Annotated in this window: 19 protein-coding genes; 12 read left to right on the top strand and 7 right to left on the bottom strand. The window is 66.1% G+C overall.

Features of this window, described 5'->3' with window-relative positions:
• The first annotated feature begins 45 nt into the window (after nt 1-45).
• From RFA01S_RS17655 to RFA01S_RS17665, 3 genes are read left to right on the top strand one after another with little or no spacing between them, the layout of a single operon-like run.
• Entirely contained in the window at nt 46-1,029 is a 984-nt protein-coding gene (locus tag RFA01S_RS17655; RefSeq protein WP_081371364.1) for a C40 family peptidase, read from the top strand.
• A 29-nt stretch (nt 1,030-1,058) separates the two neighbouring features.
• Nucleotides 1,059-2,441, top strand: coding sequence for a hypothetical protein (locus tag RFA01S_RS17660; RefSeq protein WP_052060555.1), 1,383 nt, complete (start codon nt 1,059-1,061; stop codon nt 2,439-2,441).
• Nucleotides 2,442-2,499: 58 nt separating this feature from the next.
• On the top strand, nt 2,500-3,624 hold the full coding sequence (locus RFA01S_RS17665; RefSeq protein WP_032406708.1) for a glycosyltransferase family 4 protein: 1,125 nt from the start codon (nt 2,500-2,502) through the stop codon (nt 3,622-3,624).
• A 39-nt stretch (nt 3,625-3,663) separates the two neighbouring features.
• Here the strand turns inward: RFA01S_RS17665 and RFA01S_RS17670 are convergent, their stop codons facing one another.
• Entirely contained in the window at nt 3,664-5,469 is a 1,806-nt protein-coding gene (locus tag RFA01S_RS17670) for an AMP-dependent synthetase/ligase (RefSeq protein ID WP_032406707.1), read from the bottom strand.
• Between the two features lie 133 nt (nt 5,470-5,602).
• Here RFA01S_RS17670 and RFA01S_RS17675 point away from each other — a divergent pair, with 133 nt between their 5' ends.
• From RFA01S_RS17675 to RFA01S_RS17700, 6 genes are all read left to right on the top strand, one after another.
• The gene (locus RFA01S_RS17675; protein WP_027497371.1) at nt 5,603-5,995 is read left to right on the top strand and encodes a hypothetical protein; all 393 of its coding nucleotides are present in this window, start codon (nt 5,603-5,605) and stop codon (nt 5,993-5,995) included.
• Between the two features lie 133 nt (nt 5,996-6,128).
• Complete coding sequence (locus RFA01S_RS17680; RefSeq protein ID WP_027497370.1) at nt 6,129-6,563, top strand: SRPBCC family protein; 435 nt, start codon at nt 6,129-6,131, stop codon at nt 6,561-6,563.
• Nucleotides 6,564-6,604: 41 nt separating this feature from the next.
• Entirely contained in the window at nt 6,605-7,819 is a 1,215-nt protein-coding gene (locus RFA01S_RS17685; RefSeq protein WP_081371362.1) for an ArsA family ATPase, read from the top strand.
• 43 nt (nt 7,820-7,862) lie between these two features.
• Complete coding sequence (locus RFA01S_RS17690; RefSeq protein ID WP_032406705.1) at nt 7,863-8,282, top strand: hypothetical protein; 420 nt, start codon at nt 7,863-7,865, stop codon at nt 8,280-8,282.
• Between the two features lie 39 nt (nt 8,283-8,321).
• Nucleotides 8,322-9,296 carry an ROK family protein gene (locus RFA01S_RS17695; protein ID WP_027497367.1) on the top strand — a complete coding sequence of 325 codons (975 nt, stop codon included), beginning with the start codon at nt 8,322-8,324 and terminating at the stop codon, nt 9,294-9,296.
• Between the two features lie 177 nt (nt 9,297-9,473).
• Nucleotides 9,474-10,202, top strand: a complete 729-nt coding sequence (locus RFA01S_RS17700) for a lysophospholipid acyltransferase family protein (RefSeq protein ID WP_032370300.1) — start codon at nt 9,474-9,476, stop codon at nt 10,200-10,202.
• A gap of 9 nt (nt 10,203-10,211) precedes the next feature.
• Here RFA01S_RS17700 and RFA01S_RS17705 read toward each other — a convergent pair whose 3' ends face one another.
• Nucleotides 10,212-11,420, bottom strand: coding sequence for a glycosyltransferase 87 family protein (locus RFA01S_RS17705; RefSeq protein WP_238325071.1), 1,209 nt, complete (start codon nt 11,418-11,420; stop codon nt 10,212-10,214).
• A 164-nt stretch (nt 11,421-11,584) separates the two neighbouring features.
• On the opposite strand from RFA01S_RS17705, the gene RFA01S_RS17710 reads away from it, so the two are divergent.
• Nucleotides 11,585-12,076, top strand: a complete 492-nt coding sequence (locus RFA01S_RS17710; protein ID WP_032370301.1) for a polyadenylate-specific 3'-exoribonuclease AS — start codon at nt 11,585-11,587, stop codon at nt 12,074-12,076.
• A 45-nt stretch (nt 12,077-12,121) separates the two neighbouring features.
• Nucleotides 12,122-13,507 carry a class II 3-deoxy-7-phosphoheptulonate synthase gene (locus RFA01S_RS17715; RefSeq protein ID WP_032406704.1) on the top strand — a complete coding sequence of 462 codons (1,386 nt, stop codon included), beginning with the start codon at nt 12,122-12,124 and terminating at the stop codon, nt 13,505-13,507.
• Between the two features lie 54 nt (nt 13,508-13,561).
• On the opposite strand, the gene pknB is transcribed toward RFA01S_RS17715, so the two are convergent.
• On the bottom strand, nt 13,562-15,538 hold the full coding sequence (gene pknB / locus RFA01S_RS17720; RefSeq protein ID WP_052060553.1) for a Stk1 family PASTA domain-containing Ser/Thr kinase: 1,977 nt from the start codon (nt 15,536-15,538) through the stop codon (nt 13,562-13,564).
• Nucleotides 15,539-15,722: 184 nt separating this feature from the next.
• On the opposite strand from pknB, the gene RFA01S_RS17725 reads away from it, so the two are divergent.
• Nucleotides 15,723-16,094 carry an Rv2175c family DNA-binding protein gene (locus tag RFA01S_RS17725; RefSeq protein WP_027497362.1) on the top strand — a complete coding sequence of 124 codons (372 nt, stop codon included), beginning with the start codon at nt 15,723-15,725 and terminating at the stop codon, nt 16,092-16,094.
• 18 nt (nt 16,095-16,112) lie between these two features.
• Here RFA01S_RS17725 and RFA01S_RS17730 read toward each other — a convergent pair whose 3' ends face one another.
• The 4 genes from RFA01S_RS17730 to RFA01S_RS17750 all read right to left on the bottom strand — a co-directional run bounded on the left by RFA01S_RS17730 (nt 16,113) and on the right by RFA01S_RS17750 (nt 21,613).
• Nucleotides 16,113-17,093, bottom strand: a complete 981-nt coding sequence (locus RFA01S_RS17730; protein ID WP_032368109.1) for a phytoene/squalene synthase family protein — start codon at nt 17,091-17,093, stop codon at nt 16,113-16,115.
• 11 nt (nt 17,094-17,104) lie between these two features.
• A complete protein-coding gene (locus RFA01S_RS17735; RefSeq protein WP_052053202.1) occupies nt 17,105-18,682 on the bottom strand; it encodes an alpha-(1->6)-mannopyranosyltransferase A in 1,578 nt (525 codons plus the stop codon).
• Nucleotides 18,683-18,905: 223 nt separating this feature from the next.
• Nucleotides 18,906-20,489 carry a phytoene desaturase family protein gene (gene crtI / locus RFA01S_RS17745; protein WP_174557283.1) on the bottom strand — a complete coding sequence of 528 codons (1,584 nt, stop codon included), beginning with the start codon at nt 20,487-20,489 and terminating at the stop codon, nt 18,906-18,908.
• An 11-nt stretch (nt 20,490-20,500) separates the two neighbouring features.
• A complete protein-coding gene (locus RFA01S_RS17750; protein ID WP_441344190.1) occupies nt 20,501-21,613 on the bottom strand; it encodes a polyprenyl synthetase family protein in 1,113 nt (370 codons plus the stop codon).
• Nucleotides 21,614-21,668 lie beyond the last annotated feature (55 nt).

Here is a 21,668-nt window from a genome sequence, read left to right on the forward strand (position 1 = left end):
CTAGTAGGTAGCTCGGTGACCACAGCCGTTGCGGCCGCGTGCATCATGGTGGTGCCGATCACGACGGCGACCGCCGATCCGGGCTTCGGCTCGGCTTCCGACGCGCAGGCGAAGCTGGCGGAGCTGTCCCGGGAGTCGGAACAGACCAACGAGTCGCTGCACAACGCGCAGATCGATCTCGACGCTCGGGCTCGCGAGCAGCTCGATGCGCAGACCGCCGTCGATGCCAGTCGGGCGGCCCTCGACGCCGCCCAGTCGCAGCTGGCGCAGCTCAAACCCGCCATGGACAAGGTGGCCAATGTCAACTACCAGGGCGCTCGCACCAACCGGTTGTTCGCGGTCATGGTCAGCGACTCCCCGCAACAGTTGCTCGACCAAATGTCGGCCCTCGATGTCATCTCCGCCGAGACAGCCGGTCAGGTAGCTCGGTTCCAACAGGCCAGCGCGGATGCATCCGCGGCAGAGCAGGCCGCCGCGATCGCCGCAGAACAGGCCAGAGTCGCCGCCGAGCAGGCCAAAGCGGTCAGCGACGATCTGCAGGCGAAGCAGAGTGAACTTCAGGGCCAGATCGCCGAAGTCATGGCCGCGTACAGCGCGCTTTCCTCGTCCGAGCAGCTGGCCCTCGCGGGATCGGCGCTTCCTGAAGGTTTCGACCCCTCCACGATTCTGAAGAACTTGACGCCGGGCTCCGGTTCCAGCGCGTTGCAAGCCGGTCTCACACAGATCGGCAAGCCGTACGTCTGGGGAGCGACCGGCCCCGACGGTTTCGACTGCTCCGGGTTGGTCGTCTGGGCCTACAAGCAGGTCGGAAAGACGTTGCCGCGGTCGAGTCAGGCTCAGGCTGCCGGCGGAACTCCCGTCGATCAGAAGGATCTGCAGCCGGGAGACGTCGTTCTGTTCTACCCGGACGCATCACACGTCGGTATCTACGCCGGTAACGGCAACGTTCTGCATGCCTCCACCTTCGGGGTACCGGTGAAGGTCCAGTCGATGGCGTCGTTCCCGTTCTACGGGGCCCGTCGATACTGACTGTGCCGCGAACGACGACTGACGCCTGAATGAGCGGTACGGAACGGCCGTCCGTTGTCCACGCTCTCACCGCGTCGGGGCGGGCGCGATGGGCGGCAGTCCTGGTCGTTCTGGCAGTGGCGTCGACGCTGCTGTTGGTTCATCGTCACGACGGTCCTGCATCGGGAGCGGCGACATCGAGCGCATCGACTTCGTCCGATCCGTCGGCCTCCCAGAATCCGCCGACCTACGACGAGCAGCGCCGCGCCGAAGTGACCGAGCTGCTCGAGCGCTGGGCGGCCGCCCTCCGTTCCGGCGACGAATCGGCGCTGCGTGGGTTGCTCGACCCCCTCGCGGATCCGACGTTCGTGGATGCGCAGGTTCGCCGGGCGACTGTCGTTCCGACGGTTCCTTTCTCGGACTTCGACTACGAGATCGGTGACGAACCCGAGACCCCCGTGCCGTCGTCGATTGCCGAGCAGCTGGATGCCACCGATGTGTGGGCTCCACCGGTGTACCTGCGATATGCCGTGCAGGGCCCGGATGCCTCGCCGACCCGCCGGCCGGTTTCGCTGGTGGTCGCCGAACGCGACGACCAGTGGCGACTGGTCGACGACGCCGACTTGCCGACCTATCGTCGCCACACCTGGCGCGGTCCGTGGGATTTCGGGCCCGTGACGGTGCGCTCGGTCGCCACTGCATCCGGCACGTCGGTGGTGTTGGGACATCCCGACCGTGAGCAGTTCGTGGCTGATGTGGCCGCCGAGCTGCCCGCGGCGACCGCTGCGGTCACCGACTTCTGGGGAGCCGACTGGGCCCGGGACGGACTGGTGTTCGTCAGTTCGACGGCCGAGGAGTTCGACGAATCGACGGGGTCCTCGCCCTCGACGGACGTGGCCGCAGTGACCGTGTCCGACGCCGTGGCCGGCGGGTCGCGTCCGACGGGTCAGCGCGTGGTGTTCGGTCCCGATGCCGCGTCGCGGCTGACTCCGTTCACTCTTCGTTCGGTGCTTCGGCACGAGTTGACGCATGTGGCGGCGCGGGCGAAGACGGCGGAAGGCACCGCGTTGTGGGTGGCGGAGGGTTTCGCCGACTACTCCGGGTATCGCAGTTCCGGTGCCGACTTCCGGCAGCTGGCACCTAATCTGGCATCGATCGTGGCTGCCGGTGGCCCGCCGACCGTGTTGCCGAAAGACGAGGATTTCGGTGCAGGCGGCACCCGCTCCAACGTGGCCTACGAGTCAGCATGGTCGGTCTTCGCGTTCGTGGCCGACCGGTACGGCGAGTCCACGTTGCGCAGGTTCTACGAGGCGCTGGCGTCCGGACCCGGGTCGGACGGAGTCGTCGACGCAGCGATCACCTCGGTCCTGAGTCTGAGCCGAACCCGGTTCGTCGCGGAGTGGGGCAACTGGGTGGCCGCTCGGTCACGCTGACCCGGACGTGCGCGTCGTCGACACGAGCTGTCCGATCGGGAGCGCTACGGTTGTTGTCATGCGTCGGACTCTTCTGGTGACGAACGACTTTCCGCCCCGGCCGGGCGGAATCCAGTCCTACTTGCACAGCTTCGCCTCGCAGTTGCCCGCCGACGAGCTCGTGGTCTACGCGCCGCGGTGGCGTGGTGATTCGCACGTGAAGTTCGATGCGAAACAACCCTTCGAGGTCATCAGGCATCCGACTACGTTGATGCTGCCGACTCCGTTGGTGGCTCGCCGCGCAGCGCGCATCGTGAAGACCCGAGGGTGCGACTCGGTGTGGTTCGGTGCCGCGGCCCCGTTGGCGGTGATGTCGTCACACCTGCGCAAAGCCGGGGCGGATCGCATCGTGGCAAGCACACACGGCCACGAGGTGGGGTGGTCGATGGTGCCCGGTGGTCGCGCGACGCTGCGCACCATCGGGGAGAACACCGATGTGGTGACCTACGTGAGCAAGTACACGCGGAGCCGATTCAGCTCGGCGTTCGGGGCGTCGGCGGCACTCGAGCATCTGCCGCCGGGGGTCGACATCGATCGCTTCGTGCCCGACGATGCCGCGAGGACGGAGTTACGTGCTCGGTACGGCCTCGGTGACCGACCGACGGTTCTGTGTCTGTCGCGGCTGGTGCCGCGCAAGGGCCAGGACTTTCTGATCCGGGCGCTACCGGAGATCCGGCGCGCGGTGGACGGGGCGGTTCTGGTGATCGTCGGCGGCGGTCCGTACGAGAACACGTTGCGCGAACTGGTTCGCTCCACCGGGATGGAGCAGCACGTGGTGTTCACCGGGACGGTGCCGTCTGCGGAACTGGCTGCCCATCACACGATTGCCGACGTGTTCGCGATGCCGAGCCGCACCCGAGGCGCGGGCCTCGACGTCGAGGGGCTCGGAATCGTCTACCTCGAGGCGTCGGCCTGTGGCGTTCCGGTGGTTGCCGGGATGTCGGGAGGCGCTCCGGAAGCTGTGCAGCACAACAAGACCGGGCTCGTCGTCGACGGGACGTCGGTGTCGTCCATCGCCGACGCGATTGTGACGATCCTGTCCGATCGAACACTGGCGACGCAGATGGGCAACGCCGGTCGGGCATGGGTCGACGCGGAATGGCGCTGGGACGTGCTGACGGAGAAACTGCGGTCGCTGATCTGACCGGGCGGTCCGCTCGCACCACGGCTCACGCCACGCGTGTCACCTCGCGTAGATTGCCTCGATCTCGTCGGCGTACGCCTTGGTGATGACATTGCGCTTGAGCTTCATCGTCGGCGTCAATTCGCCGCTCTCCTCCGAGAAGTCGTGGGGGAGCAGGCGGTACTTCTTGATGGATTCCGCGTGCGAGACCGACTTGTTGGCGTCGGCGACGGCGGCGTCGATCTCGGCGACGAGATCGGGGTCGGCCTGCAGATCCGCTGCGGTGGCGTCGGAGTCCTTGCCGTGTGCGGACTTCCACTTGTCGAACGCATCCGGATCGAGGGTGATGAGGGCACCGATGAAGGGCTTCTGGTCACCGACCACCACGGCCTGACTGATCAGTGCTCCGGCACGAAGGTGATCTTCGAGGCCCGCGGGGGAGACGTTCTTGCCGCCGGCGGTGACGATCAGTTCCTTCTTGCGGCCGGAGATCGTGATGTATCCCTCCTCGTCGACGGATCCGAGATCGCCGGTGCGGAACCACCCGTCGTCGAGGGATTCCGCGGTCGCCTTCTCGTTTCGCCAATATCCGTCGAACACAACGGGTCCGCGTAGTTGGATCTCACCGTCGCCGGCGATGCGGACGGTGTTCCCGGGTAGCGGGCGTCCGACGCTGCCCACACGTTGGAATCCGATGGTGTTCACCGCGAACGCCGCAGTGGTTTCGGTCAGGCCGTAGCCCTCGTAGATGGTCACGCCGATGCCGCGGTAGAAGTGACCGAGTCTCGCGCCCAGTGGTGCGCCGCCCGAGATGGCGAGTTCGCACTTGCCGCCGAGAGCGGTCCGCAGCTTCGAGTAGACCAGCTTGTCGAACACGAAATGCTTGGCGCGCAAGATGATCGACGGGCCACCGGAGTCCTGCGCCTGGCTCCATGCCACTGCGCACTCGGTCGCGAGATCGAAGATCTTGCCCTTGCCGTCGCTGTGTGCCTTCTGCTTCGCAGTGTTGAAGACCTTCTCGAACACGCGTGGCACGGACAGAATGAAGTCCGGTCGAAATGTCCCGAAGGTCGCGACCAGGTTGGGAATGTCGTTGGTGTGGCCGAGGGTGACTCCGGCATCGAACGACGCGATACTCACCGCGCGAGCGAGGACGTGCGCCATCGGAAGGAACATCAACGTACTGCGGCCCTGTGTCAGGAGAGCTTTCAACGACGTCTGGCGAATGCCGCGAGATTCCGCAAGGAGGTTCGCATGCGTCAATTGCACACCTTTGGGGCGGCCGGTAGTGCCCGAGGTGTAGATCAACGTGGCCGGATCGGACGAGCGAAGTGTCGAGACTCGTTCGTGCACAACGTCTTCGGGGACGTCCGCGCCGTTGTCGATCAGAGCCTGCACTGCGCCCGTGCCGGAAGAGGTCTCGATGACGAACGTTCGACGCACCGACGGCGCCGCAGCTACGACGGCTTCCGTCTCCCGTACGTGCGCGTCGTTCTCGAGGACCAACAGAACCGGCTCGGCGTCTTCGAGAATCCACTCGACCTGGCCCGCCGACGACGTCTCGTAGATCGGCACGGTCACTCCGCCCGCGGCCCAGATCGCGTAGTCGATGACCGACCACTCGAATCGCGTGGACGACATGAGCGCGACGCGATCGCCCTGCTCGATACCTGCTGCGACGAGGCCCCTGGCCACGTCGACGACCAGTCGCTCGAATTCTGCGGCACCGACATCGGTCCATCGGCCGTCGTCGAGCCGACGGAACACCACGGCATCCGGCGACGTCCGAGCGCGGGCGAAGACGCTGTCGACAGCCGAGTCGGTGTCCGCGATGTCGTACTCGGCGGAAACAGTGAACTCGCGCACGGGATTACCTCCGGATCGAACGGGTTGGAGAAAGTCGATAGCTCGGCTTCACAGATACTCTAGACCCGGGGCGCGCGGTCCCGAATGTGCCTCGGCGGTCCTGGTCTCGGACCCGATATGTGAAGCTCTGACGATGAGCAGTATTCAAGTTGCGGATCAGACATTCGTGGCAGCGCCCGGTGCGGCGGTGGCGCAGGCGTTCGTCTCGCCGGAGCGGTGGCGGCGGTGGTGGCCGGACCTGTCGCTGACCGTGACCGAGGATCGCGGCGAGAAGGGCATTCGGTGGTCGGTCCGCGGCGGCGTCGTCGGAACGATGGAGCTGTGGCTCGAGCCCGTACTCGACGGCGTGATCGTCCACTACTTCCTGCACGCCGAGCCGGCCTCACCAAGTGAGTCGGCCACCGAGCAGCATGCGCGTCGGGTGGCCGGCCGCGCCATGACCTTCGAGCTGAAGCGGGAGCTCGAGGCCGGGAGGTCAGCGGGCGAGGCACCCCACCACGTAGCGTCGAGTTCAGCTCCCGAATGAACCGCGCGGTACGGTCGGCCGGTTCGCGTTGTGCGTCGGCGGTTCGATCGTGTGAGATAGGCCTGCCGCGGGTTACACAGCAGGCAGCGAACGAAGCGGATCGAAGTACCCGAGAGGAAGCGGACCAGTAGTCATGGCGGAGAAAACCCAGAGGTCGATCGTCGTCGAAGCCCCACCGAGTCGGGTCATGGACGTCATCGCCGATTTCGACGCGTATCCCACGTGGGTGTCCGCCGCGAAGTCCGTCGAGGTCCTCGAAGTCGGTGCGGACGGACGGGGAAAGCGGGTCAAGTTCGTGCTCGACGCCGGAATGGTGAAAGACACGTACGAACTCGAGTACGACTGGGCGGCGGACGGCAATTCGGTGTCGTGGAATCTCGTCTCGGGCGAAATGCAGAAATCTCAGAACGGGTCGTACTCGCTGCGTGAGACCGGCAACGGCACCGATGTGACGTACGAGCTCACGGTCGATCTGAACATTCCGATGATCGGCCTGTTCAAGCGCAAAGCAGAGAAGGTCATCACCGACACTGCGCTCAAGGAATTGAAGAAGCGGGTCGAAGGCTGACCGACGCTCGCCCCGAACCCCGCACCACGGTATCGCTGTTCATCGGCAAAGGTGGCGCGGGGAAGACCACCCTGGCGTCTGCATCGGGTCTTGCGCTCGCGGCCTCGGGCCGGGAGGTGCTGATCGCCTCCCTCGACCAGGCACACTCGCTCCGCGACGCCCTCGGCGCAGACGGAGACACCGACGAGGACGCGGGCATCGGAGCGGTTGCTCCGAACCTGGACGTCGTCGAGATCGATACCTCGCGGCTGCTCGAAGAGCGGTACCGCGGTCTGGGTTCGATGCTGTCGGTGGCCTCGGCGGGCCACGAACACGGCGTGAGTTTCGGCGCGATCGAGCCGGAGGAGCTGATGGGGTTCCCGGGTATCGAGGAGCTGTTGGGATTGCACGAGGTGTCCCGGCTCGTCGACGAAAGTCGTTGGGACACAGTGATAGTCGATCTTCCGGCATCGGGGGATGCGCTGCGAACACTGCAGCTGCCCGGCACCGTCTCGTCCTACGTCGAGCGCGTGTGGCCGCGCCACGATCGCATGGTCGCCGGCACCGGAACCGACGTGCGGCTCACGCTCGTGGTGGCCATGATCGAGCGGATCCTCGGACAGATCGAATCGGTCCGGGCGCTGATCACCGATCCCGACCGGACCGGGGCAACCGTGGTCCTGACCCCCGAGCACCTGTCCATCGTCGACGCCGAACGCACGCTCTCCGCAGCGGCTCTGTTCGGCGTTCGCGTCGACCGACTGCTGGTGAACCGGATGCTCCCGGCTCTCAATTCCTCGTCGATCGGTCTGGTCGGAGCTCATCCTGCGGTGTTCTGGTTCGAGCGATGGCGGGCCACGCAGCTCGACGCCGTGGCCGAACTCCGAGGACGCGTCGGCTCGGTTCCGATCGTGGAGGTGGAGCACTGTGAAGTGGAACCGGTAGGGTTGGGCCCCTTGCAGGATGTGGCCGAGCACCTAGCACCGCACTCCCTCGAACGACGTGCGTCGAGCCCGGACGGTCGACCGTCGGTCGAACTCGAGTCGGGGAGCGGACTCGAATCCGTGTACGCGATGAGAATGCTTCTGCCGGTAGTCGATTCGACCACCTTGGGTCTGGGGCGAGTGGAGGACGACTTGATAGTGAGTGCCGACGGTAGGCGGCGACGCATCACGTTGGCGTCGGTGTTGCGTCGGTGTATCGCCGATTCTGCGGAACTCGACGGCCCGTTCCTGGTGGTGCGTTTCCGACCCGACCCCGATGTGTGGCCGCTGTGAGCGGCCGAGCCATGACCGTAAGAGCTGTGAGCGGAGAGACGCTGTGACGGCCGGGCATTCGGAGTTGGGCGCGGACCTGCTGGCGTTGGCCGACACCGTCCTGACACGTCTCGAGCCCATCCTGCGCCGAGTTGCCGAGACACAGCAGGACCGCGATCAGCAGGGCTGCAGCTGGTGCCCGGTGTGTGCGCTCGCGGCGTTGGTGCGCGGTGAACGGCACGATCTCGTCGAACTCGTTGCCTCGGAAGGGGCCGTCGTCGTCGCACTGCTGCGTCAGTTGTTGATCGACCACACCGCGCCGGGCACCGAACACGCCGCTGGGGGTAGCAGCGAGCCCGGCACCGAGTCGACAGCGTCCGCTGCCGACCGGGTCGACGCCGCCGCGGACGTGTCGGAGGACACCTCTGCGCCGTCCGTTCGTCGACCGGAGTTCGTACCGATTACCGTTCGGGTCAAGGAGTGACCATCGCCGTGGGGGGACGGCCGAGGAAGGCATGAACGAATGAAGCGTCATCATCAGCGATTGACGGTCGGGATCGACGTGGGCGGCACGAGCCTGCGCGCCTCGGTTGTCGACGCGGACGGTCAGGTGCTCGACTCGACCGCAGCACCCACGCCCCACACTGCTCGTGCACTCGAGCGGGGTCTCGACCGCGCCGTGCAGGAGCTGGCCGGCCGACACGACATCGCTGCCGTCGGTCTGGCGGTGGCGGGTTTCATCGATTCCGACCGCACGACGGTCCGGTTCGCCCCGCACCTGCCGTGGGTCGACACGCCGGTCGCAACCGAGATGAGCGAACGCATCGGACTACCGGTGCTGCTCGAACACGACGCCAACTCCGCCGCGTGGGCGGAATACCGATTCGGAGCGGCATCGGGTGGCCGCAACGTGGTGATGGTGGCTATCGGAACGGGAATCGGCGCGGCGCTGCTGATCGACGGCCGAATCTATCGAGGGAGCCACGGGGTGGCACCCGAACTCGGTCACATTCAGGTGGTGCCCGACGGACGAGCGTGTCCCTGCGGCAAACGCGGGTGCTGGGAACGGTATTGCAGCGGTACCGCACTGGTGGATACGGCGGTGGAGTTGTTGGCCGCAGACCCGTCGTCCTCGACGAGGTTGGCGCGCGAGGTCTTCCTCGATCCCGGCTCGTTGACCGGGCGTCGGATCGCGAGCGCCGCGCACGACGGCGACTCGATCGGCCGACGCACCATGGAGGATTTCGCACACTGGCTCGGCGTCGGACTCTCGATGGTCAGCGATGTGTACGACCCCGACCTGATCGTGTTGGCCGGCGGTGTGGCCACTTCGTCGAGCCAATTCCTCGCTCGTGCCACGGACAAGTACGCCGAGCTCGTCACCGGCGCGGGGCATCGCCCGCTGGCACGGATTCGCAGCACCGAACTGGGCGAGGCCGCGGGGATGATCGGTGCGGCCGAGCTCGCGCGAGCACAGTTCGTCACCACCGCACGATGACGGTCCGGACCCACCCCGTGTGATGTCGCACGACGACTCCTCGTCGATGTGGCTGGTGTCATAAACCCTGGGTACAGTTCACTACGCGGCACGGTTCGAGAACGCACGGCCGCAGTCGGTTCGCTCCGCGCGACCCGGCACACCATCGATTGCCGACCATGATCAGGGAGCACGTCAATGTGGTACTGGCTGTTCAAATTCGTCATCGTGGGGCCCCTGCTCATTGCCCTGGGTCGGCCCACGATCGAGGGTGCGGAGAACATTCCGACGCACGGCCCGGTGATCCTGGCCAGCAACCACAAAGCGGTTCTCGATTCGTTCTATCTTCCGCTCAAGACCCCGCGGCGCATCACCTTCCTCGCCAAGAGTGAGTACTTCACCGGCTCGGGTCTCAAGGGTGCGTTCCAGAAGTGGTTCTTCACCGCGGTGGGTCAGGTGCCCATCGACCGCACCGGAGCCGACGCGGCGCAGGACGCACTGAACGCCGGTGCCCGCGTGATCGAAGCCGGCAAGGTGCTCGGTATCTACCCCGAAGGCACCCGGTCGCCCGACGGCCGGCTCTACAAGGGCAAGACCGGAATGGCGCGCCTGGCATTGCAGACCGGCGTTCAGGTGGTGCCGGTCGCCATGATCGGCACCGAGAAGATGAACCCGATCGGTTCGCGCGTCTGGCGTCCGGCAAAGGTCACCATTCGCGTCGGCAAGCCCATCGACTTCTCCCGGTTCGAGGGAATGGCAGGCAACCGATTCGTCGAGCGCGCCGTCACCGACGAGGTGATGTACGACCTGATGCTGCTCTCGGGCCAGGAGTACGTCGACGTGTACGCGGCCTCGCTGAAGAAGGTTGCGACACCCGAAGATTCGGCTCCGTCCGCGCGCCGTATCCCCGATTCGAAGGCCAGCTGACGACGGCGGTCAGTGAACCGCGGTGTCGCTTTCCTTCGGGGTGACCCGAGGCGAGAGTTTCACGGCCGCGACGGCGACCACAGAGGCCAGCGCCCACCACACGTAGGCGGATGCGGCGAACTGATCGACCAACGGCCAGTCGAGTCCACTCCATCGACCTTCACCGAGTTTCCAGTGCGGTGCGTACACCATGATCGCCAGTCCGACGGCAACCAGAGCGAGTAGCAGTGCGCTTCGACGGCGGTATCCGACGGCGGCCAGCACCAACGCGAACGGTATTGCCCACACCCAGTGGTGTGACCAGGAGACCGGCGAGACCAACAGGCCGAACATCGCGTTCACGGTCAGCGCCAGGGCGATCTCACCGGCGGCGAATGCTTTGCGCATCGCGATTCCCGCAACGAGCAGTACTCCTACCGACAGCGCGATCCACAGAATCGAACGGGGGAGCTCGTCCATTCCGAGGCGGGCCAGTACACCTGTGATGGACTGATTCGCCGGGTACGCCGGGCCGCCGATCCGATCGGAATCGATGATCGTCTCGGTCCAGTACTTCACCGAGTCCGACCACGTGAGCGCAAACCCGATCGCCGTGAACACCGCGAAGCTCAGTGCCGATACCACTGCAGCGCGAAAGTCCTTGCGCAGCAAGAAGAACAAGACGAAAACTGCGGGAGTGAGTTTGACGGCGGCGACCAGGCCGATCAGCACACCCCGAGGCCACGGAGTCTTCTTCGGCAAGCAGTCGAGCGCGACGAACATCATCAGAACGATGTTGATCTGCCCGTAGTTCAACGTGGACGTGACCGGCTCCAGTACGAGGACGGACACCGCGAACACCGCGCCTGCACTCCACCATACGAGCGTGCGAGGGCGAACCCCCAACGAGATCAGCGTGAGCACAACGGTCGCCAGCAACGCGAGCATGGACAACGACGTCACCGTCATCGACGCGGCGTAGAGCGAGACCTTCGAGAGCGGGCTGAACAGAGCGGCAGCAATCGGGGGATACGTGAACGGCAACGTGGTACCGGTCGCGATGGGAGGAAGCTGGCCGTACAGATCCCCGCCCCGAGCGAACACCTCACCGCCGAGCCGGTAGACATCGAGATCCAGTCGGTAATGCTCACCCAACGTTCGCAGCCCGGGAAACCCGTTGAGATGGAAGAGCACACCGACCGCCGCGGCGACGACAACGACGACCCTGCTCGACGCCACCGCCCAACGCGGCCACCGGCGTCGCGTCGGGCCGGCAGGCTCCGACGCTTCGGCGACCGGACGGTTGGTGTCGGACGAAGTCACAACGTTCCCTTTCAGGGCTTGTTCGGCTCGGTTCTGCGGTGTGTGGGGGACGTGCCGGGGCACGCGCTAGGGTGAGCCGCGTGCGCTACTTCTACGACACAGAGTTCATCGAGGATGGTCGCACAATCGAGTTGGTCTCGATCGGTGTGGTGTCGGAGGACGGTCGCGAGTTCTACGCGGTGTCCTCCGAGTTCGACCCCGAGCGGGCGGGCCGGTGGGTCCGGCGGAACGTCTTACCCAAGCTGCCACCGTACTCGTCGCCGTTGTGGATGAGCCGATCCCGAATTCGCGACGAACTGCTCGAATTTCTCGTTCCGCACTACGGTGCCGAGGTCGAATTGTGGGCATGGGTGGCGGCGTACGACCACGTGGCGCTCTGCCAGCTGTGGGGATCGATGACCGAGTTGCCGCGTTCCCTGCCTCGATTCACCCGTGAGCTCCGTCAGCACTGGGAGGATCGCGGCAGTCCCGAGCTTCCCGCGGTGCCCGACGACGCCCACGATGCTCTGGCCGACGCGCGCCATAATCTGGCCAAGTTCCAGGCGATCGAGGAGTACTCGTACCGCGGTTGAACACCCGTTGTCCTGCGGTGACGGCGGTACGAATATCCTATAGCGGTGAACTGGACTGTCGACGTACCCATCGATCGCTTGCCCGACCTGCCGCCGCTGTCTCCGACGCTGCGCACTCGATTGGACGACGCGTTGGCCAAGCCGGCTGCGCAGCAGCCGCAGTGGGATCCCGAGCAGGCCGGCGAGATGCGCAAGGTGCTCGAGAGCGTTCCGCCGATCACCGTCGCAGGTGAGGTCGAGGCGCTGTCGGACAAGCTCGCTGCCGTCGCCCGCGGCGAGGCGTTCCTGCTTCAGGGTGGCGACTGCGCCGAGACGTTCGTCGACAACACCGAACCGCACATCAAGGGCAACATTCGCACGCTGCTGCAGATGGCCGTCGTACTCACGTACGGGGCGAGCATGCCGGTGGTCAAGGTCGCGCGCATCGCCGGCCAGTACGCCAAGCCTCGCTCGTCGAACATCGATGCGCTCGGACTGCAGTCCTACCGCGGCGACATGATCAACTCGCTGGTGGCCGACGAGAGCGTGCGCGGCCACGATCCGTCACGGCTGGTGCGCGCTTACGCCAACGCGAGTGCGGCCATGAACCTGGTTCGGGCACTGACCGGAGCCGGGATGGCCGACCTGCACAAGGTGCACGACTGGAACCGTGAATTCGTCGCGCAGTCACCTGCGGGAGCCCGCTACGAGGCGCTGGCCGGGGAGATCGACCGCGGCCTGCGGTTCATGGATGCCTGTGGTGTCTCCGACCCCAATCTGCACACCGCCCAGATCTTCGCGAGCCACGAAGCACTCGTCCTCGACTACGAGCGCGCGATGCTGCGGCTCGACAACACCGACGATCACCCCAAGCTCTACGATCTGTCGGCTCACTTCCTGTGGATCGGCGACCGCACTCGCCAGCTCGACGGCGCGCACATCGCGCTCGCCGAACTGATCTCGAACCCGATCGGGCTCAAGATCGGACCCACCACGACCCCCGAGATGGCCGTCGAATACGTCGAGCGCCTCGACCCGACCAACAAGCCGGGCCGCCTGACGCTGATCTCGCGCATGGGCAACGGCAAGGTTCGCGACATCCTGCCCGGCATCATCGAAAAGGTGCAGGCCACCGGACACCAGGTGATCTGGCAGTGCGACCCGATGCACGGCAACACCCACGAGGCGTCCACCGGATACAAGACACGGCATTTCGACCGCATCGTCGACGAGGTGCAGGGCTTCTTCGAGGTACACAACGGCCTCGGCACCCATCCGGGCGGAATCCACGTCGAACTGACCGGTGACGACGTCACCGAATGCCTCGGCGGAGCCCAGGACATCTCCGATCTCGACCTCGCCGGGCGCTACGAAACTGCCTGCGACCCGAGACTGAACACTCAGCAGAGCATCGAGCTGGCATTCCTCGTCGCCGAGATGCTCCGCGGCTGATCGCCGGCACCGCCCTGGTGGCTCAGGGCAGCCGGTGGTCAGGGCGGCCGGGGGTCAGGGCAGTGAGACGACCATGACCTCGGAGTCCGGTTCCACCCGTGAACCGGCTCCGGGGCTCTGGGAGATGACCAACGAGCCGTCCGTGTCGACCACCTGACGAACATCGATCGTCAGTCCCAGCGAGTCCAGAGTCGTGCGTGCGGATCCCACCGAACGGCCGAGGAGCGACGGCACGGTGACCGCGGTAGACACGTCGAGGACGGCGGTGGTGCCGGACTTGACGGTTTGGCCGGCCTTCGGGTTCGTGCCGATCGCTTTTCCGCCGTCGGTGTCCTCGTCGAACGTCTCGCGGACCTCGTCGACGGTGATACCGACCGATTCGAGAGTCGTCCGTGCCTGATCGACGCTCTGTCCGCGGACGTCGGGAACCTGCACCGGCGGTGCACCTTTGCTGCGCAGCACGGTGACTGCGGCACCGGTGTTCAACACCGTTCCCGGCGGGGGATCGAGCGCCGCGACGCCGCCGATCGGTGCGGTGGTGCTGAATGCCTCACCGCCGTCGACCGGGGTGAAGGTTCTGTCGCGCAATTGCTGCTGCATGTCTTCGACGGAGGCGTCGGAGTCGATGGAGGGGACGGTCGGGCTGCCCAGTGAGACGAGCAGGAAGACGGTGTCGCCCTTGGCGATTCGGGAACCACCGACGGGGTCGGTGCCGATGAGCAGATCGGTCGAGACGGTGTCGGAGTACGTTCCCCGAACCGTTGCTTCCAAGCCCGACGCTTCGATCGCGCTCGTGGCACCGGTGGTGTCGAGACCGTCGACCATCGGAACTGCGGTGTATCGGCCCGAGCCCATCCACCAGCCGCCGAAACCGACCAACACGGCCAGCAGTGCAACGACCACCAACCAGACGACGATGGCCCGCCGGGACCGTTGGCGATCGGCGGCGAAGTCGGGAAATTCGTAGTGTCGCCGGCCCAGGGGTGCCGCCGGCTGCGGGTCGTCCGGTTGCGGTTCGTACTCGATTTCGCGGGATGTCGGTGACGTGACCACTCGGGTGTGGTGCACGCCGTCGGGCGGTGGTACCGGGGGAGCGCTCTGCACCACCTGGGTGCGGGTGGGCGGCTGTCGATCGCCGGCGACTGTCGTCGGTGCGCCCGCAGCCGCCGAGCTCAGGTGCTGTGCCGAACGCTGGGGAGCGGGCACCCGGTACGCGGGAAGTGCCAGCGCCGACGCGGCGGTGCGCAGCGCGCGGGCCATGTCGTCGGCGTTGCGGTATCGGTGTTTCGGGTCGCGGACGGTGGCGTGTTGGACCACGTCGTCGAACTGTGGTGGCACGCCTGCGATGAGGGTCGACGGGAGCGGAACGTCGTTGTCGATGCGCTGGTAGGCGATGGACAGGGATGTGTCGCCGGTGAACGGGGTGCGTCCGGTGAGCAGCTCGAACAGTACGACTCCGACGCCGTAGACGTCGCTGCTCGCGGACGCGGAGCCGGTGGTGACCTGTTCGGGAGACAGATACGCGGCCGTGCCCAGAATCACACTGCTCGAGGTGACGGTGGAGGCGGCCACGGCTCGGACCAGCCCGAAGTCGGCGATCTTGACGTCTCCGTCGTCGCTGATCAGGATGTTCTCCGGTTTGATGTCTCGGTGCACCAGACCGGCGCGGTGTGCGACGGCGAGAGCTTCGAGCACAGGGCGAACCACGGCGACTGCGGCGTGCGGAGGCATGGGCCCGCGCTCCCGCAGCAGCTCGCGCAACGTTCCGCCCTCGACGAGCTCCATGACCAGGAATGCGTGATCGCCGTCCCGCCCGTGGTCGTACACGGCCACCAGACCGGGGTGGCTCAGCCTGGCCACCGCGCGTGCCTCGAACTCGAATCGCTGAACGAACTGCGGGTCCTCGGCGAACTTCGGATCCATGATCTTCACCGCGACAGGTCGGTCGAGCCTGGTGTCGAGTCCGCGGTAGACCGTCGACATTCCGCCCCGTGCGATCGGTGCGTCTATTCGATATCGACGATCGAGCATCGAACCCGGTATCACCGAACCTCCCCTCGTCGTCCTCGATGTGTCCGCGCGAAATCCGGACGCCTGACGACGATGGTATCGGCGCCGTGGGAGCTCACCGACGATCGTGGTTCGTGTCTTCGGTCTCCGTGGCGGGCCGCGTCACTTTTGAAGTCTGGACGCCGGACCCGTTAACGTTACCCGCGTGAGTGCCATTCCCTACGCCGACGACGTGCTCGATCCGTCGGTTTCTCTGCTGCAGTTCGCCGACGTCGCCAAGATCCTGGACGTCCCCAAGACGCGCGTCGAGCAGCTCGTGCGGGATCGTCAGCTGTTGGCTCTCAAGCGTTCCCGCGTCCCCGGCGTGCCCGAGCAGTTCTTCGACACGACCAAGGGCGAAATCGTCAAGGGTCTGCCCGGCCTGCTGGCGGTGCTGCACGACGGCGGCTACGAGGACGAAGAAATTCTGCGGTGGTTGTTCGCCGAGGACGACAGTCTGCCCGGCACCCCGGTCGCAGCGTTGCACGGTGACCTGATGCGCGAAGTGATCAGACGCGCTCAGGCAATGGCCTTCTAGCAGCTGGAACAGCGGTCGTCAGCGGACCGTGGCGCGCTTCCAGCCGGTGACGGCGAACTGCGGCAGCGCGACGCGTGCGCGAGTCCACTGCGGCACGGTCGCACGCTGGGAGAGCACCCGGTAGCCCTGCGCCTCGACCTCGTCGAGAATGCGGCCGTACAGAATGGACGCCGTTCGCATGGACGGACGCACTCGCGGATCCAACATGTCGATCCCGGCGTCCGACGTCCGGTAGATCGACCGGGTGACGGCGATCGAGTGGGCGAGGGCGCGGGTGACTCTGGCATCGACCGAGCCGGTGGTCCGGCACCACCGCAACAGATCCTCGTCGACCCCGAAGGCCGCCAGTTCGTCGGTCGGGAGATAGATGCGGTCGCGGTCGAGGTCCTCACCCATGTCGCGGATGAAGTTGGTCAGCTGAAACGCCTCGCCCAACGCCGCAGCCGACGGCTCCGCCTCGGCTCGCGGAACCACCGTTCCGAGAATCGGCAACATCTGCAGTCCGATGACTGCGGCCGATCCGTACATGTACTCGTTCAACTGCTCCATCGTTCGGTACCGCGAGACGAACATCGCGCTGCCCGGGATGTCCATGCGCATCGAATGCATGAACGCGAAAAAGTAATCGTGGGGAATCTCGTACCGAGCGACCGTGTCGCACAATGCGCTCAACACCTGATCGGATGTGCTGTCGGACAGCGGTTTTCCGGCCAAGGCGTCGCGCACCCGGGATTCGATGATGTCGAGTTCGACGATTCTGCGGGCGTTCAGTTCGTCCGAACCGACCGCGATGTCGGTGCCCTCGAGGTCGACGATGTCGTCGACCATCCGAGCGAAACCGTACAGAGCGTGCACGGCTGCGCGCTTGTCGACGGGCAACAGTCTGGTTGCCAGAAAATAGGTCTTGCCGTGCTGGGCGTTCAGTTCGCGGCAGATGCGATACGCCTCGTGCAGAGCAGGATCGATGTCGGTCAGTTCTCTCGATACGCGGGCACTCATGGCGCGGGACCTCACGGTGTGGCGTCGTCTTCGGTGGAGACGGGCGCGGTCTTGGGGGCGTTGGGTACGGCACGGTGTTCCCGGGAGCGGTCCGATCGCAAACGCAACGGGTCGACTCGGGTCAGCGCCAGCGCGGCAACGACACCAGCGAAAACTGCGAGGGCCACGTGCACGAACGTGTACAGGCCGATGGATCCGTCGGGTTGGAACACCAGCATCAGCCAGGTCGACAGGCCGGTGAGAACCATCAGAGTTCGGCGGGACAACGCAAAGCCGGCCGCGATCGCCAACGGCCACGAGTAGTACCAGGGCAGCGCGGCGGGGGAGAGAACGACAGTGGCGACAAGAGCGATCAGGATGCCCTTGACAGCGTCCCGCTCGGATCGGCGGCCCAACCACCACGCCCCGGCCAGGATGACCACCAAGGCGATCGCGCACAGCAACCGGGTGACGTCGAGAACCGGTCCGAGACGCAGATCGAGGAACCACGAGGTGCTGACGGTCACCAGATGCGCGAGGATCGTCGGCAGCGACAGCCAGTTGATGATCTTCGCCGAGCCGGACAACGCCGTGAGCCAGCCGATGCCGACTCCGGCGATCACAGACGCGACGGCGAACACCGCGACGAAAACGGACGCTCCGATGCCCGCGGTCTTCGTGAACGCCAGAATCGGTGCAGGCGGTGTGCGGCCTTCTTCGCGCGCCTTGTCGCGGAGGTGCAGCATCCAGATCCACACCAGGAACGGCAGAGCGAGACCGGCAGTTGCCTTGATGGCCACAGCGATCGCCACCAGCGCGATGCCGGCCACGTGGCGACGCTCGAGCGCGAGCACGATGCCCGCGGTCATCAGGCCGACCATGAGCAACTCGTTGTGCACTCCGCCGATGAGGTGGATCAGCACCAGGGGATTGAGCACGGCGAGCCACACCGCCGTCGTGGCGCGCCCGCCCAGATGGGTGGCCAGTCGCGGGACGGCCCACATCATCAGAGCGAGCCCGGGGAGCATGGTCAGGCGAAGCAGCATGGTTCCGGCGATCACATTGTCACCGGTCAGGCTCGTGATGCCGCGACCGAGGAGTAGGAACAGTGGCCCGTACGGGGCAGTGGTCGTGGTCCACACGTTGCTGACGTTGTCGAGCAGGATTCCCGGATTGGCCACGGGCCCAACGGCATACGGGTCGAAGCCGTCCCGTAGCAACGCACCTTGAGCGAGGTACGAGTAAGCGTCGCGGCTGAACATCGGCACCGACAGCAGCAGCGGTGCCGTCCATGCGGGCACGATCCACCGGAGCTCGCCCACCGTGGTGCGGCCGTGCAGCGTGGCTCGGCCGAGCCTGACCCAGGCGGTGATCATCAACAACACACCGGCCCAGACGATGACGGTCGACATCACGAAGCCGTGGCCGAATCGCAGCCACGACAGATGCATCTCTTCGAGCAGAGGGTCACGACGGCGCACGCTGCCCGCGCCGAATCCACCGAACATGATGCAGACCGCACCGAGAACCCCGAGGATCGCTGCTTTGCCCTCGGGGCTTCGCAGGAAGTTTCCGGTGGTCGTCAGTCTCGACGGATGCCGCGCAGGCATGGGTGCAGACCCGTCCGACGAGCGCCCTTCGGAGGTGGAGTGCGACGAAACCGAAGACATTGCCGCCTGCTCCTCCTCTGCTGCTGCGAGTCGTGTGTGTCGAGATGTGGCTCCGCGCCGACGCGTTCTCGCTGTCGGCCGAAGGATCATGGTCGCAGCAAAGATCGCGACCGGCAAACGATCGCGCTCAGCTTAGTTGGTCGACGCAGTCGGTCGGACGAACCTACCGCCCTTGCGGCCCTGTCACCCGTTCTGCCGCCAGTTTGCCTGAGACCAAGACGGTCGGCACGCCCACACCCGGAGTGGTTCCGGAGCCGGCGAGAACCACGTTGTCGAGGCCGGCGACCATGTTCTTTCTCCGGAACGGCCCGGTCTGCCGGAAGACGTGCGCGGACGAGAACGGCGAGCCCGACAACATGCCTTTGTCCGCCCACGTCTGCGGTGTGTCGATGTGATCGAGCACGAAAGCGTCGGCGAGTCCGGTGTATCCGCGGCCCTCCAGCGTCGCCAGAATCTCTCGGAGGTACGGCTGAGCCAGTTCGGCCCAGGCGAGGGGAGCGCTGTCGAGGTTGGGGCACGGGGCAAGGATCGAGACCGGCTCGCTGCGGACCCCGTCGCGCACGACCTCGAGGCCCGAATCGCTCACCGACGGCCGCGTGATCAGCAGTGACGGATCGGCCATCAGAGATCCTTTGCCGGAGCGGGCGGTGATCCGGCGGAAGGTCTCGGCCCATTCGTCGCCGAAGTCGATGGTGTGGTGCGCCCGCGCAGGCCACGACGCCGTGAGTTCGACCGGAACCGTTCCGTGGGCCACGACGGCGGACGGCGACACGACGCCGTACCCGTTGCGCCTGCCTTTCTTCGACACCGCGGCGCGATCGAGCAGGCGATCGACGACGGGCAAGTCGGCGGTGAGAATCAATGCGTCGCAAGCGATTCGACGTCCATCGGCAGTGAGGACGGCATCGGCACGGCCGCGGTCGACGGTGATGTCGACGATGTCGGTGCCCAGTTCGAGCGTGCCGCCCGCCGTCACGAACGCGTCGGCCATGGCCCGGCCGATAGCCGCCATGCCTCCCTCGGGGAAGAACACCCCGAGGGAGGTGTCCATGTGTGCGATCGCACCGTAGACGGCCAGCGCCTTCTGCGGTGCCATGCCGGCGTAGAGGGCCTGGAACGTGAACACTCGGCGCAGACGGGTGTCCTTCAGGAAACGATCGACCCGTGGCCCGAGGCGACCGAAGCCGCCCAGCTTCGTCAGCGTTGCGGTATCGGTGATCGCGGCCTTGGATCCCACGAGGTCCAGCGGCGAATCGAAGTTCGAGTCGATGAAGCGGTCGAATTCGGCGTCGAAGATGTCGGCGAGCCAGCGCCGAAGATCGCGGTAGCCCTGCGCCTCGGCCGTACCGCAGGTCCGCTCGACCTCGGCGGCCATTGCCTCCGGGTCCGAGTAGACGTCGATGGACGTGCCGTCGGCGTACCGCGTGTGGTACGACGGCGACAGGGACGTCAGCCGAATCGGCGGCGTCGTGGACTCGAAGTCGGCACCCACGGCGGCCAACGCTTCGAGCACCAGGTTCGGCATCGTGAGTACGCTCGCACCGTTGTCGATGTCGTAGAGATGCGTTCCGTCGGAGTCGGTCACCGGATACACCCCCACCCGGCCGCCCACGGTGTCGTCGCGCTCGACGATCGTGACCTTCTTGCCTGCGCCCAGCAGGTGGAGCCCCGCGGCCAGGCCGGCCAATCCAGCTCCCACGACGACGACCGAGTCGGTGCGGCCGGGAACGGTTCGGATCGTAGACATGACGCTCTCTTTCAGTACTGCCGTTGGATGGCGGCGGTGGCCATGGCACGAAGGTGTTCGGCGGCGATCGGATCGATGGAACTGTCGTCCAGCGCGGCAACGGCCCGGGTGCCCAGTTCGTCGATCTGCCGTTCGACGGCGTCGACGGCGCCCAGTTCGGTGAGTATCGATCGGATGTCGGCGACCTCGCTCTCGCTGAGCTCGGTACCGAGACTGGCTCGAATCCTCGCCGCGTGATCGGGACGGCTCGCATCCGCTTGCTGCAAGGCGACGGCGATGAGCACCGTGCGCTTGCCCTCGGTGATGTCGTCACCCGACGGTTTGCCGGTGATCTCCGGGTCGCCGAACACGCCGAGCAGGTCGTCGCGCAGCTGGAAGGCAATGCCGATGTCGGCACCGAAGCTGCGGTACGCCGCAGTCAGCGGTTCGCCGGCCCCGGCAAGAACGGCCCCGAGGTGCAGCGGGCGTTCGACTGTGTAGGCGGCGGTCTTGTACCGGTTGACGCGCATGGCTGCCGCGACGCTCTCGTCGGTCCCGGCTTCGGCCTCGATGTCGAGGAGTTGACCGCCGAGCACCTCGGTACGCATCGCGGACCACACGGGCTGCGCCCGCCGCGCCGCGTCCGTGTCGATACCCGACTCGCGCAGCATGTCGTCGGCCCAGCACAGCGCCAGGTCGCCGACGAGAACGGCAGCGGAGACACCGAAGTGATCTGCCGAGCCCGACCACCCCGCATCGCGATGTCGCTGAGCGAAGCCGACATGCACGGTCGGAAAGCCTCGGCGGGTGCGGGACGAGTCGATGATGTCGTCGTGGATCAATGCGCAGGCCTGGATCAACTCGAGTGCCGAGCACGCACGCAGTACTGCGTCGGCGCGGTCCCCGGTGGGCTCACCGCCCGCGCCGAGCCACGCGGTCCACGCGAAGGCTGGGCGCATGCGCTTGCCGCCGCGTAGTACGAACGCCTCGAGGTCGGCCACTGCGGCCGGGTAGCCACCGCCGACGCTGTCGACGACCGCACGACGCGAGGCGAAGAACTCCGCGAGCTTCGCATCGACGGAATCCCGTAGCGACGTCGCATTCACGGACACAGAGTTGGTGGGCGCGGACAGGTCTCCGGACAGGACGATCCTCCAAGGTCTTCGTGGGAAAGACGCGTTACAGTCCCACAGTAATAGG

The sequence above is a fragment of the Rhodococcoides fascians NBRC 12155 = LMG 3623 genome (assembly GCF_001894785.1).
Classification (GTDB): Bacteria; Actinomycetota; Actinomycetes; order Mycobacteriales; family Mycobacteriaceae; genus Rhodococcoides; species Rhodococcoides fascians.

Excerpts from the sequence above, each read along its gene's own strand:
- crtI (WP_174557283.1), bottom strand. The coding sequence starts at position 20,489 with ATGTCTACGATCCGAACCGTTCCCGGCCGCACCGACTCGGTCGTCGTC.
- RFA01S_RS17655 (WP_081371364.1), top strand. The coding sequence starts at position 46 with ATGGTGGTGCCGATCACGACGGCGACCGCCGATCCGGGCTTCGGCTCG.
- RFA01S_RS17730 (WP_032368109.1), bottom strand. The coding sequence starts at position 17,093 with ATGAGTGCCCGCGTATCGAGAGAACTGACCGACATCGATCCTGCTCTG.
- RFA01S_RS17680 (WP_027497370.1), top strand. The coding sequence starts at position 6,129 with ATGGCGGAGAAAACCCAGAGGTCGATCGTCGTCGAAGCCCCACCGAGT.
- RFA01S_RS17700 (WP_032370300.1), top strand. The coding sequence starts at position 9,474 with ATGTGGTACTGGCTGTTCAAATTCGTCATCGTGGGGCCCCTGCTCATT.
- RFA01S_RS17665 (WP_032406708.1), top strand. The coding sequence starts at position 2,500 with ATGCGTCGGACTCTTCTGGTGACGAACGACTTTCCGCCCCGGCCGGGC.
- pknB (WP_052060553.1), bottom strand. The coding sequence starts at position 15,538 with ATGCTCGATCGTCGATATCGAATAGACGCACCGATCGCACGGGGCGGA.
- RFA01S_RS17695 (WP_027497367.1), top strand. The coding sequence starts at position 8,322 with ATGAAGCGTCATCATCAGCGATTGACGGTCGGGATCGACGTGGGCGGC.
- RFA01S_RS17735 (WP_052053202.1), bottom strand. The coding sequence starts at position 18,682 with ATGCCTGCGCGGCATCCGTCGAGACTGACGACCACCGGAAACTTCCTG.
- RFA01S_RS17660 (WP_052060555.1), top strand. The coding sequence starts at position 1,059 with ATGAGCGGTACGGAACGGCCGTCCGTTGTCCACGCTCTCACCGCGTCG.
- RFA01S_RS17675 (WP_027497371.1), top strand. The coding sequence starts at position 5,603 with ATGAGCAGTATTCAAGTTGCGGATCAGACATTCGTGGCAGCGCCCGGT.